Source organism: Pseudotabrizicola sp. (assembly GCF_030656345.1).
In the GTDB taxonomy this organism is placed as follows: Bacteria; Pseudomonadota; Alphaproteobacteria; order Rhodobacterales; family Rhodobacteraceae; genus Pseudotabrizicola.
The window spans coordinates 49,707-69,208 of record NZ_JAUSNR010000010.1 but is presented as its reverse complement, the minus strand read 5'-3'; the positions used below and the strand labels follow the sequence as shown (position 1 = coordinate 69,208).

General features: G+C 63.8%; 13 protein-coding genes. 4 read left to right on the top strand and 9 right to left on the bottom strand.

Annotation, left to right across the window (positions count from 1 at the left end; all coding sequences use genetic code 11):
- Positions 1–379 precede the first annotated feature (379 nt).
- Both Q7J44_RS03985 and Q7J44_RS03980 read left to right on the top strand, forming a co-directional pair.
- Complete coding sequence (locus tag Q7J44_RS03985; protein ID WP_304877205.1) at positions 380–3,052, top strand: Hint domain-containing protein; 2,673 nt, start codon at positions 380–382, stop codon at positions 3,050–3,052.
- Between the two features lie 213 nt (positions 3,053–3,265).
- The gene (locus Q7J44_RS03980) at positions 3,266–5,827 is read left to right on the top strand and encodes a Hint domain-containing protein (RefSeq protein ID WP_304877202.1); all 2,562 of its coding nucleotides are present in this window, start codon (positions 3,266–3,268) and stop codon (positions 5,825–5,827) included.
- On the opposite strand, the gene Q7J44_RS03975 is transcribed toward Q7J44_RS03980, so the two are convergent.
- Positions 5,813–6,397 carry a nucleotidyltransferase family protein gene (locus Q7J44_RS03975; protein ID WP_304877199.1) on the bottom strand — a complete coding sequence of 195 codons (585 nt, stop codon included), beginning with the start codon at positions 6,395–6,397 and terminating at the stop codon, positions 5,813–5,815. The two genes, Q7J44_RS03980 and Q7J44_RS03975, sit on opposite strands and share 15 nt — an antisense overlap.
- A 311-nt stretch (positions 6,398–6,708) precedes the next feature.
- Here Q7J44_RS03975 and Q7J44_RS03970 point away from each other — a divergent pair, with 311 nt between their 5' ends.
- Positions 6,709–7,746: a DUF2332 domain-containing protein gene (locus Q7J44_RS03970; RefSeq protein WP_304877196.1), complete on the top strand. Its 1,038-nt coding sequence runs from the start codon at positions 6,709–6,711 to the stop codon at positions 7,744–7,746.
- A 177-nt stretch (positions 7,747–7,923) separates the two neighbouring features.
- Here the strand turns inward: Q7J44_RS03970 and Q7J44_RS03965 are convergent, their stop codons facing one another.
- The 8 genes from Q7J44_RS03965 to Q7J44_RS03930 form a co-directional block, all read right to left on the bottom strand.
- Positions 7,924–10,344, bottom strand: coding sequence for an FAD-dependent oxidoreductase (locus Q7J44_RS03965; RefSeq protein ID WP_304877194.1), 2,421 nt, complete (start codon positions 10,342–10,344; stop codon positions 7,924–7,926).
- Positions 10,345–10,526: 182 nt separating this feature from the next.
- On the bottom strand, positions 10,527–11,369 hold the full coding sequence (locus Q7J44_RS03960) for a PhzF family phenazine biosynthesis protein (protein WP_304877191.1): 843 nt from the start codon (positions 11,367–11,369) through the stop codon (positions 10,527–10,529).
- 253 nt (positions 11,370–11,622) lie between these two features.
- Complete coding sequence (locus tag Q7J44_RS03955; RefSeq protein ID WP_304877189.1) at positions 11,623–12,957, bottom strand: branched-chain amino acid ABC transporter permease; 1,335 nt, start codon at positions 12,955–12,957, stop codon at positions 11,623–11,625.
- The gene (locus Q7J44_RS03950; RefSeq protein WP_304877186.1) at positions 12,954–13,964 is read right to left on the bottom strand and encodes a branched-chain amino acid ABC transporter permease; all 1,011 of its coding nucleotides are present in this window, start codon (positions 13,962–13,964) and stop codon (positions 12,954–12,956) included. The genes Q7J44_RS03955 and Q7J44_RS03950 overlap by 4 nt, the downstream gene beginning before the upstream one ends.
- 3 nt (positions 13,965–13,967) lie before the next feature.
- Positions 13,968–14,678, bottom strand: a complete 711-nt coding sequence (locus Q7J44_RS03945) for an ABC transporter ATP-binding protein (protein WP_304877185.1) — start codon at positions 14,676–14,678, stop codon at positions 13,968–13,970.
- The gene (locus Q7J44_RS03940; protein ID WP_304877183.1) at positions 14,671–15,453 is read right to left on the bottom strand and encodes an ABC transporter ATP-binding protein; all 783 of its coding nucleotides are present in this window, start codon (positions 15,451–15,453) and stop codon (positions 14,671–14,673) included. Before Q7J44_RS03940 ends, Q7J44_RS03945 begins: the two co-directional genes overlap by 8 nt.
- 113 nt (positions 15,454–15,566) lie before the next feature.
- Positions 15,567–16,748: an ABC transporter substrate-binding protein gene (locus Q7J44_RS03935; protein WP_304877180.1), complete on the bottom strand. Its 1,182-nt coding sequence runs from the start codon at positions 16,746–16,748 to the stop codon at positions 15,567–15,569.
- Between the two features lie 144 nt (positions 16,749–16,892).
- A complete protein-coding gene (locus Q7J44_RS03930; protein WP_304877178.1) occupies positions 16,893–17,909 on the bottom strand; it encodes a GlxA family transcriptional regulator in 1,017 nt (338 codons plus the stop codon).
- 157 nt (positions 17,910–18,066) lie between these two features.
- Between Q7J44_RS03930 and Q7J44_RS03925 the strand changes: the two genes are divergently transcribed.
- Entirely contained in the window at positions 18,067–19,437 is a 1,371-nt protein-coding gene (locus Q7J44_RS03925) for a class II 3-deoxy-7-phosphoheptulonate synthase (protein WP_304877176.1), read from the top strand.
- Positions 19,438–19,502: the final 65 nt, after the last annotated feature.

Sequence of the window (19,502 nt, the reverse complement as noted above, 5' to 3'; positions counted from 1 at the left end):
CGCTACGACAAACCGGCTGCATTTTTGCCTTTTTTACTTTCCGTTAGGCACGAGGGAAGGTAGTCATTTGACTGTCTTGCTGGGTAAGACAAATGGCCGTGGGGGCGGTCGTCCGGTGACAGTGTGCTGCCAGGCACTCTTCGCTTTGACACGGGTTTCGGTCTGATGGGTTCATCGGTCCGTTGTCCGTAAGGGAATGATCCGTCCGGGCACGTGCCGGTGACGGGCCGCTTCCCCTTGGTCGGACGTCAGGTCGCGGGGCGTGATGCGCGGGGCAATGGTCCCGGGGCAGAACGCCAGTGTGCCGGCTTTATTCAAAGTCGGCAAAAAGTGGTCTGTCGGGGCAAGGTTGTGCCCAGTCGATTTAAGGAATTCTACGATGCCGGTTATCGCGCTTTATAATCTGAATGATCCGTCCGACAGCGCAGAAGACAGCGCGACCGACAACGGCATTCAATATGGCGGATATTATGGCGGGGCGGCATCGGTCGACGGCCGTGCCGTGCTCGACGGGGTCGATGACATGGTCAAGATCCTTGTGGATCCGGTGTTCCAGATGGATCGCGGCACACTTGAAATTCAGTTCAGTCTTGATGACGGCACCCCGCTGACCGAACCGCGCACCATTCTGTCGCGCGACAGTGCCGGGGAAACCCCCGGCGGGTTCCGGGTTCAGTCCCTGCCGGATGGCACCGTGCGCATCAGCCATGAAAGTGCGACCGGCACCACCGTTTATGAGACCGCCCCCGGCTTCCAGAACCCCGGTGATGAGATCAACCTGACCTATTCCTGGGATGCCACGGGCACCGGCGGCTTTGTGCAGCTGAGCAACCTGACCACCGGCGACACATTCAACGACACCGTTCCCGAAACCCTGACCATGAACATGGGCGCGGAAAATCAGAACTGGATCATCGGTGCCGGGCAGTCAACATCGCCTGCGGGCACCTTGCAGAACCTTGACCAGCATTACGCAGGATCGGTCGCGTTTTTCTCGATCTCGGATTCGGTCGACAACCCGCCGGTCGGCGTGGACCGCGACGGCATCGTGCGCGGCACCGATGGCGATGACCTGATCGACGCGGCTTATGTCGATCCGTTCGATGGCGATGTGGTTGACGGCAATGATGCGATCATCCCGGGGGACGGACCCAATGACGACCGGATCGTCGCGGGCGACGGGGATGACACGATTTTTGCCGGTCTGGGCAATGACACGATCTTTGGCGGCACCGGCAATGACAGCATCTATGCCGGACCCGGCGATGATGTGGTCTATGGTGAAGACGGCAACGACACAATTTACGGCGGCGGGGGCCGTGATGAGATTTATGGCGGCGACGGCGACGATCTGATCGACACCCGCAGCGGGTTGCCGATGCCAGATGTCGACTATCCCGGCCTGTACCCGGCCGATGCCGACCCGTTCAACAACCGCGACACCATTTATGGTGGTGCGGGCAATGACACGATTTTCTCGGGCGACGATGCCGACCTGATCTATGGCGGCGAAGGTGACGATTACATCGACGCCGGCGTCGATGATGACACGGTTTTCGGCGGTGCGGGCAACGATACGATCATCGGGTCCGAAGGCAATGACGTCATCGACGGCGGCGACGGTGATGATCTGATCTTTGGCGGGCTGGATCTGTCTTTCCCCGATGCCATCAACATCCCCAATGATGCAGGCGATCTGCGCCCGCAGAACAACGCCGACCATATCAGCGGCGGCGCGGGCAATGACACCATCTATGGCATGGATGACGACGACACGCTCTTTGGCGGGACCGGCAATGACCTGATCTATGGCGGTGTTGACAATGATCTGGTCTATGGCGGGGCCGGTGACGACACGCTGTACGGCGATCATGGCGATGACACGCTGTATGGTGGTTCCGGCAATGACAACATCTTTGGCGGGATCGGGAATGATCTGCTGGATGGCGGCACCGGCAACGATCTGCTCGATGGTGGGGATGGCGATGACATCCTGCTGGGCGAAGAAGGGGATGACGCGCTGCTGGGTGGCGCCGGGCGTGACACGCTTGAAGGCGGCAGCGGGAATGACCTGCTGGACGGCGGCACCGGGAATGATCTGCTGTTCGGCGGTGAGGGCGATGACACCCTGATTGGGGGCGATGGCGCGGACACGCTGTTCGGCGGAAGCGGCAATGACCTGTTCCACCTTGGTGATCCGGTGACCGGCGCGCCGGACGGGTTTGGCGACCGGGCCTTTGGCGGGGCCGACCGTGATACCTTTACCGGCGTCGGGATCGGCGATTCCGTCTTTGGCGGGTCCGAAGGCGATGATTTCGACACGCTGGATCTGCGCGGCACCGGCCCGCGCAATGTGGTGCGCACCAATGTCGACAGCGACGGCAATGGGTGGGACGGCTATGTCGAATATCTGGACGAAGACGGCAATGTCCTGGGCCGGTCAGAGTTCACCAATATCGAAAGCATCGTCTGCTTTACCCCCGGCACCCTGATCGCGACCCCGAAGGGTGAGGTGGCGGTGGAGAACCTGCGCCTTGGTGACAAGGTCATCACCCGCGACAACGGCATTCAGGAAATCCGCTGGATGGGGGCCAAGCAGATGGGCTGGCATGATTTTGCCGGCAACCCGCATCTGCGCCCGGTGATGATCAAGGCCGGCAGCCTTGGCAACGGCCTGCCAGAGCGGGACATGATGCTGTCGCCCAACCACCGCGTGCTGGTCGCCAATGACCGGACTGCGCTGTATTTTGATGAACATGAAGTGCTGGTCGCGGCCAAGCATCTGATCGGCGGGCGGGGCATTCAGCAGGTAGACTCGGTGGGCACCACCTATTTCCACTTCATGTTCGACCAGCACGAAGTCGTGCTGTCGAACGGGGCCTGGACCGAAAGCTTCCAGCCGGGCGATTACACGCTCAAAGGTCTTGGCAATTCACAGCGCAATGAGCTGATGGAGCTGTTCCCCGAACTGAAAGCCACCGCCGGGGTAGAGGCCTATCAGGCCGCCCGCAAAACGCTGAAAAAGCACGAAGCCCGCCTGCTGGCGCGCTGATACCAGTTATGCAGCGCGGCACCTGATCACACCAGGTTTCGCCGGCAAAGGGGCTCCGCAAGGGGCCCCTTTGTTTATTTGCGCGGGCGTTCCGGGGTATTGCCGCGCCCGCAACAGACCCGCCTTCAGCCACCTTTTGGCCACGTTCTGCCAAAGTCGCGCCCTGTTCCGCAAGTATCCACAATTCAAGTAAAATTCAGTGGACACGCCCGAATGGCAAACATCACCGGCAACGGGCTTAGCAACACCCTGACCGGCACCAATGAGGCCGACAGGATTGACGCCTATGGCGGCAATGATGTGGTCAATGCGGGGGGCGGCAATGACACGGTGTTCGGCGGCACCGGCAATGACACGCTGAACGGTCAGGACGGCGATGACATCCTGTATGGCGAGGACGGGGCGGATCGTCTGTTCGGCGGCGCGGGCAATGACACGCTGTATGGCGGGGCGGATGCGGACTCGCTCGAAGGCGGCATCGGCAACGATCATCTTTATGGCGGCACCGGCAATGACACGCTGAACGGTCAGGACGGCGACGATATCCTGTATGGCGAGGCCGGGGCGGACCGGCTGTTCGGCGGCGCGGGCAATGACACGCTGTATGGCGGGGCGGATGCGGATTCGCTCGACGGCGGTCTGGGCGATGACCTGCTGGACGGGGGCGCGGGCAATGACACGCTGATCGGTGGCGGCGGGACCGATACCGTCACCTATGCGTCCGAGACAGCGGCGGTGAACGTCAACCTGAACACCGGGGTTGCCACCGGCAGCTCATCGGGCACCGACAGCCTCAGCTCGATCGAAAACATCGTCGGCACCGGGTTCAACGACACCCTGACCGGCAGCAACGACGCCAACCTGATCGACGGCGGCGCAGGCAATGACCTGATCAACGCCGGGGCCGGCAATGACACGGTGTTCGGTGGGGCGGGCAATGACACCATCATCGGCGGCAGCGATGACGGCGCGCATTATGCCACCAACGCGCCGTCGCTGACTTATAACCTGATCTCGCTTGGCACCTTTGCCGATATCGACCCGACCGAAAGCAACGGCAGTTCCGAAAATGCCGCCGATCTGCTGCGCACCTTTGGCAGCGCCAATGCCCCCTTGTCCGGCGCAATTGTGCGGGCGACGGCGGTGGATCTGAACGGCGATGGCATCCTTGCCGACAATGACAACAACAACGCGGGAAATGCCGAGCATTTCCTGATCGACGGCGTGCAGGCCTATCTCGATTCCACGCAGGTTTACAACGCCACCGTCACCTTTGCGAATGGCAGCACCGGCCAGATCACCGCCGTGGTGATCCAGCTGACCGATGGCCGGGTGTTTCTGGCGCCGGAGTATGAGATCAACGCCGATTCGCAGCTTCTGACCAGCGGGCCGATCACTTCGATCACGCTCACATCGGTGGACACGGCAGATACCGGCCTTTATGCGCAACGGCTCGATTCCGGCTATATCGGCACAGGCGATGATGATCTGCTGTATGGCGGTGACGGGGCCGACTCGATCATCGGTGGTATTGGCAATGACACGCTCTATGGCGGGGCCGGGGATGACCAGCTGTTTGGCGGCGCGGGCAACGATTCCCTGTTCGGTGGCGATGGCAACGATCTTCTGAACGCCGGCGCGGGCGATGATGTCAGCTATGGCGGCGCGGGCAACGACACCATCTATTTCGGCGCAGGCAATGACACGGTGTTTGGCGGCGCAGGCGATGATACCATCGACGATGTGGCGGGCAGCCAGTTGCCGGGCGACAACCTGATCTATGGCGGCGACGGCAATGATACGGTCTGGGCCGGGGGCGGCAATGACACGATTTATGGCGACGACGGCGATGATGTGCTGTGGGGCGAGGGCGATGATGACCTGATCTTCGGCGGCGCGGGCAATGATACGCTGTATGGCGGCGCGGGGAATGATACGCTTTATGGTGGCGACGGGGCCAATCTGCTGGATGGCGGCGATGGCCGCGATCTGTTCTTTGGCGGTCCCGGCGACACCATCTTTGGCGGTGAGGGCGGCGATGACTATGACACGCTTGACCTGCAGGCCTGGGGCAAGGCTGCGACCAATATCATCTATGATGCCGACAACCGTGAAAACGGCAGGGTCGAGTTTCTGACCTCTGATGGCTCGGTTTCGGGCACGCTGTTCTTTTCCGGCATCGAAAATGTGGTGCCCTGCTTTACCCCCGGCACGCTGATCACCACGCCCAAAGGGTTGCGCCCGGTGGAGGATCTGCAACCGGGCGATCAGATCCTGACCCGCGACTCTGGCTTTCAGGACATCTGCTGGGCCGGTCGGCGCGATCTGGGGCTGGCCGATCTGCTGGCCAACCCGGCGCTGCGCCCGGTGCGGATTGCGGCGGGCGCGCTTGGTGGCGGGCTGCCGCGGCGCGACATGCTGGTCTCGCCCCAGCACCGCATGCTGATCGAGGGCGCGCGGGCCGAGCTGTTGTTCGGCGAGCGTGAGGTGCTGGTGGCAGCGCTCAATCTGGTGGGTCTGCCGGGGATCGCGCGGGTCATGGCGCGGAGGGTCAGCTATATTCATGTGATGTGCAGCCAGCATGAGATTATGCAGGCCGAAGGCGCGTGGACCGAAAGCTTTCAGCCGGGGATTGCCACTCTGCGGTCGATGGAACCGGCACAGCGCGACGAGATGCTGGCGCTGTTCCCGGAACTGGCCGAGGGGGCGCTGGCCTATCCGGCGGCGCGGGCCACGCTGCGCGCGCATGAGGCGCGGGTGCTACTCGCGGCCTGAGCGCCACGCCGCCCAGGCTTCGGGCGTGTCAAGGTCGGTGGTGGCGTGCTGGCCGGGCAGGGCGATCAGGCGCAGCAGGCTGGCATGACGCTTCAGCACGGCGCGGGCCCCATCATCGCCGGACAGCTGCATCAGATCTGCCCTGACATCCGGCGGAAAGATCACCGGATGGCCGGGCTGGCCGCTGGCATCGGTGGCGCGCAGGATATGGTCCGGCGTGGCGGCATGGGCCTTCGCCATCAAAAGCAGATCATCGGTTGTGATCTCGGGCAGGTCGGCCAGCAGCACCATCACGGCCGCTTGGGGCGGCAGGCTGGCCAGACCCGCGCGCAGGCTGCTGGCCATGCCAAGCCTCGCATCCGGCACGGTGACGCAGGCAACGGGCAGGCCGCGCAGGGCCGCGTCGCGGGCGGGGCGGTCGGGGGGCAGGGCGACAGTGACGGGCAGGCCGGTGGCGAGCGCCTGCGCGGAAAGGTGGCGCAGCAGGGGTTGGCCCGCCACCGGCTCCAGCAGCTTGTCAGCCCCGCGCATCCGGCTGGAGGCCCCGGCGGCGAGGATCAGGATGGTCATGTCGGGTTGGCGCGTGGTGATCTGGGTTCCCCCTGTGTTACAGCTCGTGTAGGTGTTTTATATCAAGAGTTTGGCAAACCTGATCCAACACATTTTAACGGTTGAGCGTGGTGCATCCGGTCTTGCGGACCCGTTGCAAGGGCAGAATGTGGATGGTCAGAGAGAGCGCGTTCTGACTGTGCTACATCAGGATGCGGATCAGGGAAAGGACACTGTGTCTGCGACGCGGTACGGTGGAGAAGGGTCAATTGTATTGACCCTTTTGCCGGATCGCGGCACAGTTGATCAGCATCATAACGCAGGGGGCCGGGATGCAGGACCAGTTTGTCACAGCGGTGGAAGAGCAGGCGCAGGCCTGTGCCAGCATGGGGTCACCCTTTACCGCCTTGCTGTTGCAGGCGCTTTTGCAGGTCTGGCCGTACAACACGGCGTTGGCGCGCAAGGTGGCAGACTGGCCGGGCGATCTGGGGCCGCGCGCGGCATCGGTGCCGTTGAGGATTGCCGGGGGGCTGCACGGGTTGGTGCGGGCCGGGCGGGTGCCGGGGCTGGCAGCGTGCTATCCGCCAGCGGTCTGTGATGCCGCAACATTGGCGGCAGAGCTGGCGGAGGCTTTGCAGCGCGAGGATGCGTTCCTGTGCGACTGGGTGCGCACCGCGCCGCAGACCAATGAGGTCGGGCGGTCGGCAGTGTTGCTGGCGGGGGCTGCCGAGGTGACGGCCCGCTTTGGTCTGCCCTTGCTGGTGTCGGAACTGGGGGCGAGCGCCGGGCTGAACCTGTGGTTTGACCGCTATGCGCTGGAGGTTCCGGGCGGGGTGATCGGCGCTGCGGGCAGCGCGGTGACCCTGCGGCCCGACTGGTGGGGGGGGACCCCGCCCATGGTGCCGGTGAGCGTTGCCGCCCGGCGCGGGGTGGACCTGAACCCGCTGGACCCGGAGCGGGATGGCGCGCGGCTGCTGGCCTTTGTCTGGGCCGATCAGACCGGGCGTTTGGCGCGGCTGCAGGCGGCGCTGGGGCTGGCCGGGGGCGGTGTGGTGGATGCGGGCGACGCGGCAGACTGGCTGGAGCGGCGGTTGCAGATGGCGCATCCGGGGCAGGCGCATCTGGTCTGCCACACCATTGCGCAGCAGTATTTCCCGCCTGCGGTGCAAACGCGGATCGAGGCGGCAATGGTTGCTGCCGGGGCGCGGGCCAGTGCGGACGCGCCGCTGTGCTGGCTGGGGATGGAGGCGGATGGCGCAGGCCCGGGGGCGGCGGTGACGCTGCGGCTCTGGCCGGGGGATCTGCGGGTGACGCTGGGACGCGCCGGGTTTCATGGCGAATGGGTCGACTGGCGTGGCATGGACGGCTGAGGCGGGTGCAGTCCCCTTGCGGGGCGGCGGGGTGAACCCCGCGCTACACTTGGGGGTGCCGGGGGCGCTCTGCGCGCATACACGCATCGCCAGAGGTCTTGCGCGCAGGGGGGGCTCGCCCCCCCCTCGTCGCTTCGCGCCTTTCCCCTTGAGGATGTTTCCGGACTGAAAATGCGGTCAGGCCCGCATGCGGCCTGCATCGTCCCACAGCGGGCAAAGGTGGACGCGGGCGGGGCGGCGGTGGCCGAGGATTTCGATCTCGACCTGCAGGCCATCGGTGATGCTGCCTTCGGGCAAAAAGCCCATGGCGACCGACTGGCCGGTGGTGTGGCTGTAGCCGCCCGAGGTGCAGTAGCCCTGCACCGCGCCATTCAGCCAGATCGGCTCCCACGCCACCACATCGGCGTCGGTGGCGTTGACGATGAACTGGGTGAGGCGGCGTTTCGGGCCTGTGGCCTTTTCCGCTGTGGCGGCGGCGCGGCCGATCCAGTCTTCGGGTTTGGTCCATTGGATGAAGCGGTCAAGCCCGGTTTCCGCCGGCGTGTAGTCGGGGCTGAACTCGCGGCCCCAGCTGCCGAACCATTTGTCGAGCCGCAGGCTCATCATCGCGCGCATGCCGAAGGGGCGCAGGCCAAGATCCTGCCCATGCAGGTTCAGAATATCCCACAGATGGCGGACCGACATCTGATCGGTGAAGATCTCATACCCCAGATCGGCGGTGTAACTGACGCGCTGCACAAGGCAGTTTGCCATGCCGATGGTCAGGCGTTTGGCATCCATGAACTTGAACGCCGCGGCGCTGACATCGGCGCGGGTGACGCGGGACAGAAGCGCGCGCGCGTTCGGCCCGGCGATCTGGAAGCCCGACCGGGTGTCGGAGATGTTTTCGACCGTGACGCCGGGCATGGCGTTCTGGTCGAACCAGCGGCTGTGCCAGCCTTGCGCGCCATAGCTGGCGGTCAGCTGAAATTCGGTCTCCGACAGGCAGGTGACGGTGAAATCGCCGATGATCTTGCCGGAATGCGCCAGCATCGGGGTCAGCGACAGCCGGCCCGGTTTGGGGATGCGGCCCGCCATGATGCGGTTGAGCCAGTCGCGGGCGTTGGGGCCTCTGACAAGGTATTTGCCGAAATTCTGCAGCTCGTTGATGCCCACGCCATTGCGCACCGCCATGACCTCCTGCGCGGTCGCCTCCCATGCGTTGGAGCGTTTGAAGCTGGGCTCTTCATGGCGGGGCTGGCCGGGCAGGGCGTGGTAATTCACCACCTCCAGCCCGTATTGCTGGCCCCAGACCGCGTTCATGCCGTCGAAGACGTCATACATCGGCGTGGTGCGGAAGGGGCGCGCGGCGGGGCGTTCCTCATTCGGGTAGGACACGTTGAACCGCATCTGGTAGTTCTCAATCACCTTGGGCACGGTGTAGCCGGGGCTGGTCCAGCTGCCGAAGCGGGCGACGTCAAAGCCGCGCGGGTCGCGTTCAACCTCGCCTTCGATCATCCATTGGGCCAGCGCAAGGCCCATGCCGCCGCCTTGCGAAAAGCCTGCCATGACGGCGCAGGCGGACCAGTAATTGCGCAGGCCGGGGACCGGGCCGATCAGCGGGTTGCCATCGGGGGCGAAGGTGAAGGGGCCGTGAATCACGCGTTTCACGCCGGAGCGTTCGAGGACGGGAAAGCGGCGGTAGGCGAAATTGACCGAGTCTTCGATCTTGTCGAACTGCTCGTTCAGCAGCTCATGGCCGAAGTCCCACGGGGTGCCGTCGACTGCCCATGGCTCGCAGGGTTTCTCGTAGAAGCCGATGCAGAGGCCGCGCCCCTCTTGCCGCAGGTAGGATTCTCCGCCCGGGTCCATCACATGCGGGAATTCGCGCCCCCGTTTCAGGATCTCGACGATTTCGGGGATGTCATCGGTGACGAGGTATTGATGCGCCATCGGCAGCAGCGGCAGGTAAACCCCCGCCATCGCGCCGATTTCGCGCGCCCAGAGGCCGCCTGCGTTGACGAGATGTTCGCAGGTGATGGTGCCCTTTTCGGTGACGACTTCCCAGCCATCTTTGGTCGGGTTGGTTTCCAGCACGCGGTTGTGCAGGATGATTTCCGCCCCGCCCATCCGGGCCGCTTTGGCATAGGCGTGGGTGGTGCCTGACGGGTCGAGGTGGCCATCCAGCGGATCATAAAGCGCGCCGAGGATGCCTTCGAGGTTGACCATGCCATCGGTCAGCTTGCGGATCTCTTCCGGGCCGAGGATTTCGGTATCCAGACCCATGTAGCGGTGCTTGGCGCGCTCGGCCTTCAGCTGTTCAAACCGCGCTTCATTGTCGGCCAGGGTGATGCCGCCGACGTGGTGCAGGCCGCAGTTCATGCCGGTGATCTGCTCCAACTCTTTGTACAGCCGGATGGTATAACCCTGCAGCGCCGCCATGTTGGTGTCGCCGTTCAGGGTGTGGAAGCCGCCCGCCGCGTGCCATGTGCTGCCAGAGGTCAGCTCTGACCGCTCGATCAGGGTCACATCGGACCAGCCCAGTTTGGTGAGGTGATAGAGGACCGAACAGCCGACGACACCGCCGCCGATCACGACCACGCGGGTATGGGTTTTCATCTGGGAACTCCGTTGCCTTTGAGGCTCAGAGTGGCGGGGCATGGCGGCGGCGGCATGTCAGGCCGCGACAGGAAATGTCGCGGATGGGCGGTGGGGCGGGGGCGGGTGGTCTGGCTTTGGCTTGCAGCAAGCGACATGCGGCGCAGCCGCAGAATGCGGCCCGCCCGCGTGCCGCCGCCCGATCATGGGTCTATGCGGCGCGCCGTGCCTGACACGCGGACGGGGGCGCCCTTGACCGTGTCGAGCGAGACCGAGATCAGCGAGGGGCTGCCCATGTCTTCGCCCTGACGGATGGTGAGGCTGCCGCCATGCGGCCAGCCCTGATCGCGCAGGTATCCGGCAAAGGCCGCCGCTGCCGCACCCGTTGCCGGATCTTCGAACACCCCACCCGAGGCGAAGGCGTTTCGGGCCACAAAGGTCTGATCTGCTTCAACAAAGACCAGCATCACCGTGACAAGACCATGCTTGCGCATCACCATACGCCCATGATCCAGATCGTACGCCATGGCGGCCAGCCGGGCGCGCGACCGGAGCGGCAGGACAAGATGATCGGCCCCGCCGTGGATGCGGGCGGGGGGAAGGCGCGGATCAAGATCATCCGGGGTCAGCTGAAAAAGCGTCAGGGCATCGTGCAATGCGTCGGGAGTCACACCTTCGCTGTGGGTGGGGGGCGAGAGCAGCGTCGCTGTCATCTCATCGCCAGACTTGTCGGTCTCTACCGTGATGGAGCCTGTGTTCAGCGTCAGCGCATAGGTGCCCGGACCAAAAGTCTGGCCCAGGACGGCCCCCAGCGCGATGGTGGCGTGGCCGCAGAACGGCACCTCGGATTCGGGGGAGAAGTAGCGCACCTGCCAGTTTTTTCGGCTGGCATCCAGGGCAACGGCAAAGGCGGTTTCAGAATAGCCCACATCGGCGGCGACCCGCGCCATCTCGGCCCCGGCTACAGTCGCGTCGAGCAGCACGACACCGGCGGGGTTTCCGCCCTTGCCATCATGGCTGAAGGCGGCAATTCTTTGAATTTTCATCAGTCTCTCCTGTCTGTAGCAGGTTTGGAAAATAGTGGCCAATGACGGAAAGACCTTCAGGATCTGACCGGGCCGAGACGCATACATCACTTGTGAAGTCTTCGGCATTTGAAGAAAAGAGTGCCGCCGCTGAACCCGTTTGCGGGTCGGCCGCACTGCTGAACCGCGACGGGTGATCTTGTGCGGAGCCGTGTGACGCCTGGCCACCGGGTCAGGAAAAGCGGGGGCACCTGTGTGGTGCCTCCGCCTGCCGTCATTTCTCCGGCAACAGCCCCTTCGGCGCAAAGCGCAGCACCAGAAGCAGGATCACCCCCATCGTCAGCAAGCGCATATGGGCGGCAGAGTTGATCAGGTGACCTTTCAGCCAGCCATCGGCCATGCCGGAGGTGATCACCACCATCAGCCAGTTGCCGATCGGTTCCACCATCACCCACAGCCACCAGATCAGGAAACCGCCCAGCACCGAGCCCCAGTTGTTGCCCGACCCACCGACGATGACCATCACCCAGATCAGGAAGGTGAAGCGCAAGGGCGAATACGATCCGGGGGTGAGCTGGCTGTCGAGCGTGGTCATCATCGCGCCCGCGATGCCGATGACGGCGCTGCCGAGGATGAAGACCTGCAGATGGCGGCGGGTCACATCCTTGCCCATCGCCTCGGCCGACACTTCATTGTCGCGGATCGCGCGCATCATCCGGCCCCAAGGGCTGTGCAGCGCCGCCTGCGACAGCCAGATCAGCACCAGCAGCACCACGACGAACAGGCCGGAATACATCAGCCGCACCACGATGGACGACGCGGTGATGGGGTCAAAGCCCCAGCTGGTGGCCCAGTCGACGAAGCCTTGGGTGCGTTGCAGATCAACTTCGTACGGCACGGGGCGGGGCAGGGAGATGACGTTCTTGACGCCGCGCGCCATCCAGTCTTCGTTCTTCAGGGTGGCGAGGATGATTTCGGCAATGCCCAGCGTGGCGATGGCCAGATAGTCCGAGCGCAGGCCAAGCGCGGTCTTGCCGATGGCCCATGCGGCGGCAGCGGCCAGCAGGCCGCCCACCGGCCAGGCCAGCAGCACCGGCAGGCCCAGGCCGCCAAGGTTGCCATGGGCGGCGGGGTTGTTCGCCTCGACCGCCTGTACGGCGGGGTCGAAGATGGCGCGGAAGACGATGAAGCCGATGATCAGGATCGCCGCGACAATCAGGGTGCGCCTGCGCCCGGCGGGCAGTTTGGTGGCGGCCATCACGGCGGCGGCAATCGTCGCTGCCCCCATCGAAAGGCCCAGCACAATGCCCGGCCCCCCCGCCGACCAGCCGCCCGGCGCGGGTGAGGACGACACCAGCACCACCGACAGCCCGCCAAGCGCCACAAACCCCATGGTGCCAACCGAGAACAGCCCGGCATAGCCCCATTGGATGTTCACCCCCAGCGCCATGATCGACGAAATCAGCGCCATGTTCACGATCAGCAAAGCGAGCGTCCAGCTTTGGAACAGGCCGGTGCCGATGAACAGGCATGCCACGAATGCGGCCAGCAACAGCCCGCGCGCGGGGCCGGTGCTTGTGGCTTGTGAGGTCATCTGTGCGCCACTCATATCGATTTTCCCTTGAACAACCCGGTGGGCATCACCAGCAGCACGATGATCAGGATCACGAAGCTGACCGCGAATTTGTAATCGGTGGACATCAGCTGCAACAGCCCGCTGGGGGCCATCGACTCGGGCACGAGGTAAGTGACCACCTTTTTCCAGGCATAGGTCACCATCACCTCGGAAAAGGCGATGACAAAGCCGCCGGCAATCGCGCCAATCGGGCTGCCAAGGCCGCCGACGATGGCCGCGGCAAAGATCGGCAGCAGCAGCTGGAAATAGGTGAAGGGGCTGAACCCCTTGTCCAGACCGTAAAGCGTGCCTGCGGTGGTGGCGAGCGCTGCCGCCACGATCCATGTCACCGCGACCACCCGGTCAGGGTTGATGCCCGACAGCAGGGCCAGGTCTTCGTTGTCGGAAAATGCGCGCATCGATTTGCCGGTGCGGGTTTTCTGCAGGAACCAGAACAGCAGCGCCACCGCGATGATGGCGACCACAAGGGTGACCCCTTGGGTGGTGCGGATCGCCAGCCCCTCGGCCAGACCGGACCATGTGCGGAAATCGCCTGCGGTCAGGATGAACCGCTCGCCATCGGTGAAGCTGATGTCACTGGTGCCGATGATAAAGCGGGTGATGCCGTTGAGCATGAACATCACACCCAGCGAGGCCATCACCAGAATGACCGGGGCAGCCTTGACGCGGCGGTAATAGCGGTAGACCACCCGGTCGGTCGCCAGCAGCAGAAGGGCGGTCAGCACGATGCCGAAGGGCAGCGCCAGCAGGGCGGTGGGCAGGGGGCCGAAGCTGACCCCCATCGCCTGCATCCCCCAGGTCAGCAGGATCACGAACACGGTGCCGATGGCCATGGTATCGCCATGGGCAAAGTTGGAAAACCGCAGGATCGAATAGATCAGCGTGGCACCAAGCGCGCCAAGCGCCAACTGCGCGCCGTAAGCCACACCGGGGATGAAGACGAAGTTGAGAAAGGCCACAAGGGCGTTGAGGATATCCATGGCTCAGCCCCCGAGGAATGATTTGCGCACATCGGGGTCGGCCAAGAGGGCCTGTCCGGTGCCGGTGAAGCGGTTGGCGCCCTGCACCAGAACATAGCCCTTGTCGGCAATCTCCAGCGCCTGGCGGGCATTCTGTTCCACCATCAGGATGGAAATGCCGGTGCGGGCCACTTCGATGATGCGGTCGAACAACTCGTCCATCACGATGGGCGACACGCCGGCGGTGGGTTCATCCAGCATCAGCACGCTTGGCTGGGTCATCAGCGCGCGGCCCACGGCGACCTGCTGGCGTTGGCCGCCGGACAGCTCACCCGCCGCCTGATGGCGTTTGTCTTTCAGGATCGGGAACAGGGTGTAGACCTGCTCCATCGTCGCCTTGATGTCATCGCGGCGCAGGAAGGCCCCCATTTCAAGGTTCTCCTCAACCGTCATAGAGGTGAAGATGTTGCTGGTCTGCGGAACAAAGGCCATGCCCTTGGCCACCCGCGCCTGTGGGGTCAGGGCGGTGATATCTTCGCCTTTCAGGCGCACCGCGCCGCTGCGCAAGGACAGCATGCCGAAGACGGCCTTCATCGCGGTGGATTTGCCGGCACCGTTCGGCCCGACAATCACGGCGATCTGGCCCGGGTCTACCGCGATGGTACAGGCGTGCAATATGTCCGCGCCGCCATAACCGCCGGTCATCGCTTCGCCGATCAGGAAGGGTTCAGCCATGCGCCACCACCTTGTTCTTCAGCCCGGTGCCCAGATAGGCCTCGATCACCCGTTCGTCATTCTTGACCTCTTCGACCGTGCCTTGCGCCAGCACGCGGCCTTCGGCCATGCAGATCACCGGGTTGCACAGCCGCCCGATGAAATCCATGTCATGTTCGATCACGCAGAAGGTGTAACCGCGTTCGGCGTTCAGCCGCAGGATCGCGTCGCCGATGGTGTTCAGCAGGGTGCGGTTCACCCCGGCACCCACCTCATCGAGAAACACGATTTTCGCGTCGACCATCATCGTCCGCCCCAGTTCCAGCAGCTTTTTCTGCCCGCCGGAAATCTGGCTGGCCTTCTGACCGGCCAGATGGTCGATGGTCAGGAATTTCAGCACATCATGGGCTTTCGCCCGCAGCCGTTCTTCCTCGGCGCGCACCGCGCCCCGGCGGAACCAGGCGTTCCACAGGGTCTCGCCCATCTGCGCGCCGGGCACCATCATCAGATTCTCGACACAGCTCATCGAGCCGAATTCATGCGCGATCTGAAAGGTGCGCAGCAGGCCCTTGTGGAACAATTCATGTGGCGGCAGGCCGGTGATGTCTTCGCCAGCCATCTGCACGCTGCCGCTGGTCGGCTTCAGCCGCCCGGCGATCACGTTGAACAATGTGGTCTTGCCCGCGCCATTCGGGCCGATCAGCCCGGTGACAGAGCCCGCCGCAATCTCCAGCGATGCGCCGTCAACCGCCCGGAACCCGCCGAAATGGCGGTGCAGGTTATCAACCTTGATCATCTTTCATCCCCTGAACCTTCCGTCGCGATGTCCGGTTTTCCGGGCGCGGAGGCTTTGTCTTGTGGCAACGGCCCGGAATGCTCCGGGCCGTGCTTTGGTTGTTCTGGCCGTGATCAGCGGAACCGGATGGTTTCGATCTTGCCGTCCTTGATCTCAATCTCGCGGTAGTTGCCGGCACTTTCGCCCGGCCCGATCAGTTCCACAGCCGTCGCGCCGACGTAGTCGATGTCGGTGCCTGCCGCGATCAGTTCCAGTGCCTTGCCCAGTTCACCCGGCAGGATCGGCTCGCCCGGGGCGTTGGCCAGATCCATCACCTTGGGGGCCCAGTCTGCAGACTCGGTCGACCCGGCAGCGGCCATGGCCAGCATGATCAGCGCAGCTGCGTCATAGGATTCGGGCGCAAAGGCCGAGGTGCCGTCAAAACCGGCGGCGGTGGCAAGCGCCTGGAACAGTTCGGCGCCTTCGCTGTCGGTGCCCGGATACTGGCCGAACGACCCGTTCAGGCCCGAACCGATGTCATCGACCAGCTTCTGGCCGACCATGCCGTCGGGCAGCACGAAGGTAGAGAACGCGCCGGAATCGAGCGAGGCCTGAATGATCGACTTGCCGCCCTTGTCGGTATAGCCCGCCACGACCAGCACTTCGCCACCAGCCGAGGCGAGCGACGCGACTTCGGCCGAATAGTCGGCCTTGTCATCTTCATGCGGGGCGTTGATGGTCACGGTGCCACCGGCTGCGGTGAAGGCTTCGGCGAAGCTGTCGGCCAGACCCTTGCCGTAATCGTTGTTGGTATAGGTCAGGGCCACGGTCTTGATGCCCTTGTCCATCAGGATTTCAGTCATCACCACGCCCTGGCGCGCATCAGAAGGGGCGGTGCGGAAGAACAGCCCGTCATCTTCGGCGGTGGACAGTGCGGGCGAGGTGGCGGAAGGCGAGATCATCGCCACGCCATTGGTGCGGGCGGCATTCTGCAGGATGGCCGAGGTCACGCCCGAACAGTCAGCGCCCATGATGGCCTTGATGCCTTCGGCGGTGATCAGACGGTCGGCAGCGGCGGTTGCGGCAGCGGCGTCGATGCAGGTGCTGTCAGCCCGGACCGGTACAACCGTGCCAAGGGTGAATTTGCCCGAGTCGTTGACCTCGGTGATGGCCAGTTCAGCCCCGGTCGCCATGTTCGGCGTGATCGATTCCAGCGGGCCGGTAAAGCCAAGGATGATGCCCATTTTGACATCCTGAGCCTGTGCGGCCCCGGCGATCAGCGCGGTGGCGGCGGTGGCAAGAAGCAGTTTCTTCATTCTATGTCTCCCATGTCGGACTGTTATCCTGCGCGGCAGGTTAGAGGGCCGTTAAGTAAATGAAAAGTGCCTTATGAGCGGCATTTTTGCAGGATTACGTAGGGTGAGCCGGGCCGCTGCGCGCGCGTGCGCACGGGCCAGTCCTCAGATCGACAGCCGGGTCGGCGGCGTCGGGCCCTGTGACCCGCGCTCGCGGTAGGGGGTGGTGTTGTAATGGCTGCGGTAGCATTTGGAAAAATGCGACGGGCTGGCAAAGCCGCAGGCCAGTGCCACGTTGATCACGCTCATATCGGTCTGCATCAGCAGGTTGCGCGCCTTGCCCAGTCGCAGCTCCATGTAATAGCGCTTCGGGCTGCGGTTGAGGTAGCGGCGGAACAGCCGTTCCAGCTGGCGGGTCGACATGTCGACCTGATCGGCCAGATCGGCGGGTGACAGGGGGTCTTCGATATTGCCCTCCATCATCTGGATGACCTGTGACAGTTTGGGGTGCCGCACCCCGATGCGGGTGGGGATCGACAGGCGCTGCGTGTCCTGATCGGTGCGGATGGCGGAATAGATCAACAGATCGGCGACCGTATTGGCCAGATCCTGCCCGTGATCGGCGGCGATGATCTTGAGCACCAGATCGATCGACGAGATCCCGCCCGCCGTGGTCAGCCGGTTGCCATCCATCACAAACACCGATTTGGTCAGCTTGACCTGCTCAAACTCCTCCAGAAATCCGTCCTGATTTTCCCAATGAATGGTCGCGCGTTTGCCATCCAGCAGCCCGGCCTTGGCCAAAGCATAGGCCCCGGTGCACATGCCCCCGATGGTATTGCCGCGCCGCGCCTCGCGCCGCAGCCAGTTCAGCACCGGCTTGGTGGTGGCGCGCTGAATGTCGATGCCGCCGCAGACCAGAATGGTGTCTTCGCGGTCCACGTCCTCCAGCCCGATGTCGAGCTTGAAGGTGGCGCCGTTGGAACAGGTCGCCTCGACCCCGCCTTCACCGGCGAGAATCCAGTCATAAAGCGGCTTGCCCGCCACGTAATTGGCCAGCCGCAGCGGTTCGATCGCGCAGGAAAATGACATCATCGTAAAGCGGTCCAGCAACACGAAGACAAAGCGCTTTGTCGCAGGCGTCGCATCGGTTTTCTGGGCACGGGTGGGTGGCGTGGACATCTTGCGACCTGTTCATGTCGGATACGGACGCATGAGACAGGATTTCAGCCGTTTCGCAAGGGGGCAGATGGGGCGTTTGGGCCTTTGCAATCTGCGGTGCAAACCGTATACAACGGCGCGATACCGTGAGCGACCCCGGAGTGGGAGGGAGAAGGCCATGACCAAAGGCTGGCAGAAATCGGACTGGCGCGCGAAACCGCGGGTGCAGATGCCTGATTATATGGACAGCGCCGCGCTGAACGCCGTCGAGGCGCAGCTGGCCAAGTATCCGCCACTGGTGTTTGCCGGTGAAGCGCGGCGGCTGAAAAAGCAGCTGGCTCTGGCGTCGGAAGGCAAAGCCTTTTTGTTGCAGGGCGGCGATTGTGCTGAAAGTTTCGCCGAATTTAGCGCCGACAACATCCGCGATACCTTCCGGGTGATGCTGCAGATGGCCATCGTGCTGACCTATGGCGCGAAAGTGCCGGTGATCAAGGTGGGCCGGATGGCGGGGCAGTTCGCCAAGCCACGCTCTGCGCCGACCGAAATGATCGGCGGGGTGGAATACGCCAGCTATCGTGGCGACATCATCAACGGGTTCGAGGCGACGCCAGAGGCGCGCCAGCCCGACCCGGCCCGGATGCTGCAGGCCTATACGCAGGCGGCGGCCAGCCTGAACCTTTTGCGCGCGTTCTCCACGGGTGGTTTCGCCGATATCCACCGGGTGCATTCCTGGACGCTGGGCTTTGCCGAGCATGACAAGGCCGAACGCTACCGCGAGCTGTCGAACCGCATCTCCGACGCGCTGGACTTCATGACCGCAGCGGGCGTGAATGCCGATACCGCGCATATGCTGACCACGGTGGATTTCTACACCAGCCACGAAGCCTTGCTGCTGGAATATGAAGAGGCGCTGTGCCGGGTCGACAGTATCTCGGGGCAGAACGTGGCCGGGTCGGGCCATATGCTCTGGATCGGCGACCGTACCCGGCAGCCGGATGGCGCGCATGTGGAATTCTGCCGCGGCGTGCTGAACCCGATCGGGCTGAAATGCGGGCCGACCACCACGGCCGAAGACCTCAAGGTGCTGATGGCCAAGCTGAACCCGCAGAATGAGGCCGGCCGTCTGACCCTGATCGCGCGCTTTGGCGCGGGCAAGGTGGCGGAACACCTGCCGCGTCTGGTCAAGGCCGCGCGCGAAGAGGGTGCGAATGTGGTCTGGTCCTGCGACCCGATGCACGGCAACACCATCAAATCGCCGTCAGGCTACAAGACCCGGCCGTTCAACGCGGTGCTGTCAGAGGTGCGCGAGTTCTTTGCGGTACACAAATCCGAGGGCACCATCCCCGGCGGCGTGCATTTCGAGATGACCGGCAAGGATGTGACCGAATGCACCGGCGGCTTGCGTGCGGTGACGGATGAAAACCTGCAGGACCGCTATCACACCGCCTGCGACCCGCGCCTGAATGCCAGCCAATCGCTGGAACTGGCGTTTCTGGTGGCCGAAGAGCTGCTGGCGTTTCGGGAAGTCGGTCACCGCGTCGCGCTGTAAGGGCACGAATTTTCTGCGAAAATTCGGGGGCGGCACGTTGTGCCGCCCCTTTTTGTTGCCAGCCC

What these genes read in the sequence shown, in the direction of transcription:
- Q7J44_RS03980 (WP_304877202.1), top strand. Translation starts at nt 3,266, where the DNA reads ATGGCAAACATCACCGGCAACGGGCTTAGCAACACCCTGACCGGCACC.
- Q7J44_RS03965 (WP_304877194.1), bottom strand. Translation starts at nt 10,344, where the DNA reads ATGAAAACCCATACCCGCGTGGTCGTGATCGGCGGCGGTGTCGTCGGC.
- Q7J44_RS03930 (WP_304877178.1), bottom strand. Translation starts at nt 17,909, where the DNA reads ATGTCCACGCCACCCACCCGTGCCCAGAAAACCGATGCGACGCCTGCG.
- Q7J44_RS03985 (WP_304877205.1), top strand. Translation starts at nt 380, where the DNA reads ATGCCGGTTATCGCGCTTTATAATCTGAATGATCCGTCCGACAGCGCA.
- Q7J44_RS03955 (WP_304877189.1), bottom strand. Translation starts at nt 12,957, where the DNA reads ATGAGTGGCGCACAGATGACCTCACAAGCCACAAGCACCGGCCCCGCG.
- Q7J44_RS03935 (WP_304877180.1), bottom strand. Translation starts at nt 16,748, where the DNA reads ATGAAGAAACTGCTTCTTGCCACCGCCGCCACCGCGCTGATCGCCGGG.
- Q7J44_RS03925 (WP_304877176.1), top strand. Translation starts at nt 18,067, where the DNA reads ATGACCAAAGGCTGGCAGAAATCGGACTGGCGCGCGAAACCGCGGGTG.
- Q7J44_RS03960 (WP_304877191.1), bottom strand. Translation starts at nt 11,369, where the DNA reads ATGAAAATTCAAAGAATTGCCGCCTTCAGCCATGATGGCAAGGGCGGA.
- Q7J44_RS03940 (WP_304877183.1), bottom strand. Translation starts at nt 15,453, where the DNA reads ATGATCAAGGTTGATAACCTGCACCGCCATTTCGGCGGGTTCCGGGCG.
- Q7J44_RS03975 (WP_304877199.1), bottom strand. Translation starts at nt 6,397, where the DNA reads ATGACCATCCTGATCCTCGCCGCCGGGGCCTCCAGCCGGATGCGCGGG.
- Q7J44_RS03945 (WP_304877185.1), bottom strand. Translation starts at nt 14,678, where the DNA reads ATGGCTGAACCCTTCCTGATCGGCGAAGCGATGACCGGCGGTTATGGC.
- Q7J44_RS03970 (WP_304877196.1), top strand. Translation starts at nt 6,709, where the DNA reads ATGCAGGACCAGTTTGTCACAGCGGTGGAAGAGCAGGCGCAGGCCTGT.
- Q7J44_RS03950 (WP_304877186.1), bottom strand. Translation starts at nt 13,964, where the DNA reads ATGGATATCCTCAACGCCCTTGTGGCCTTTCTCAACTTCGTCTTCATC.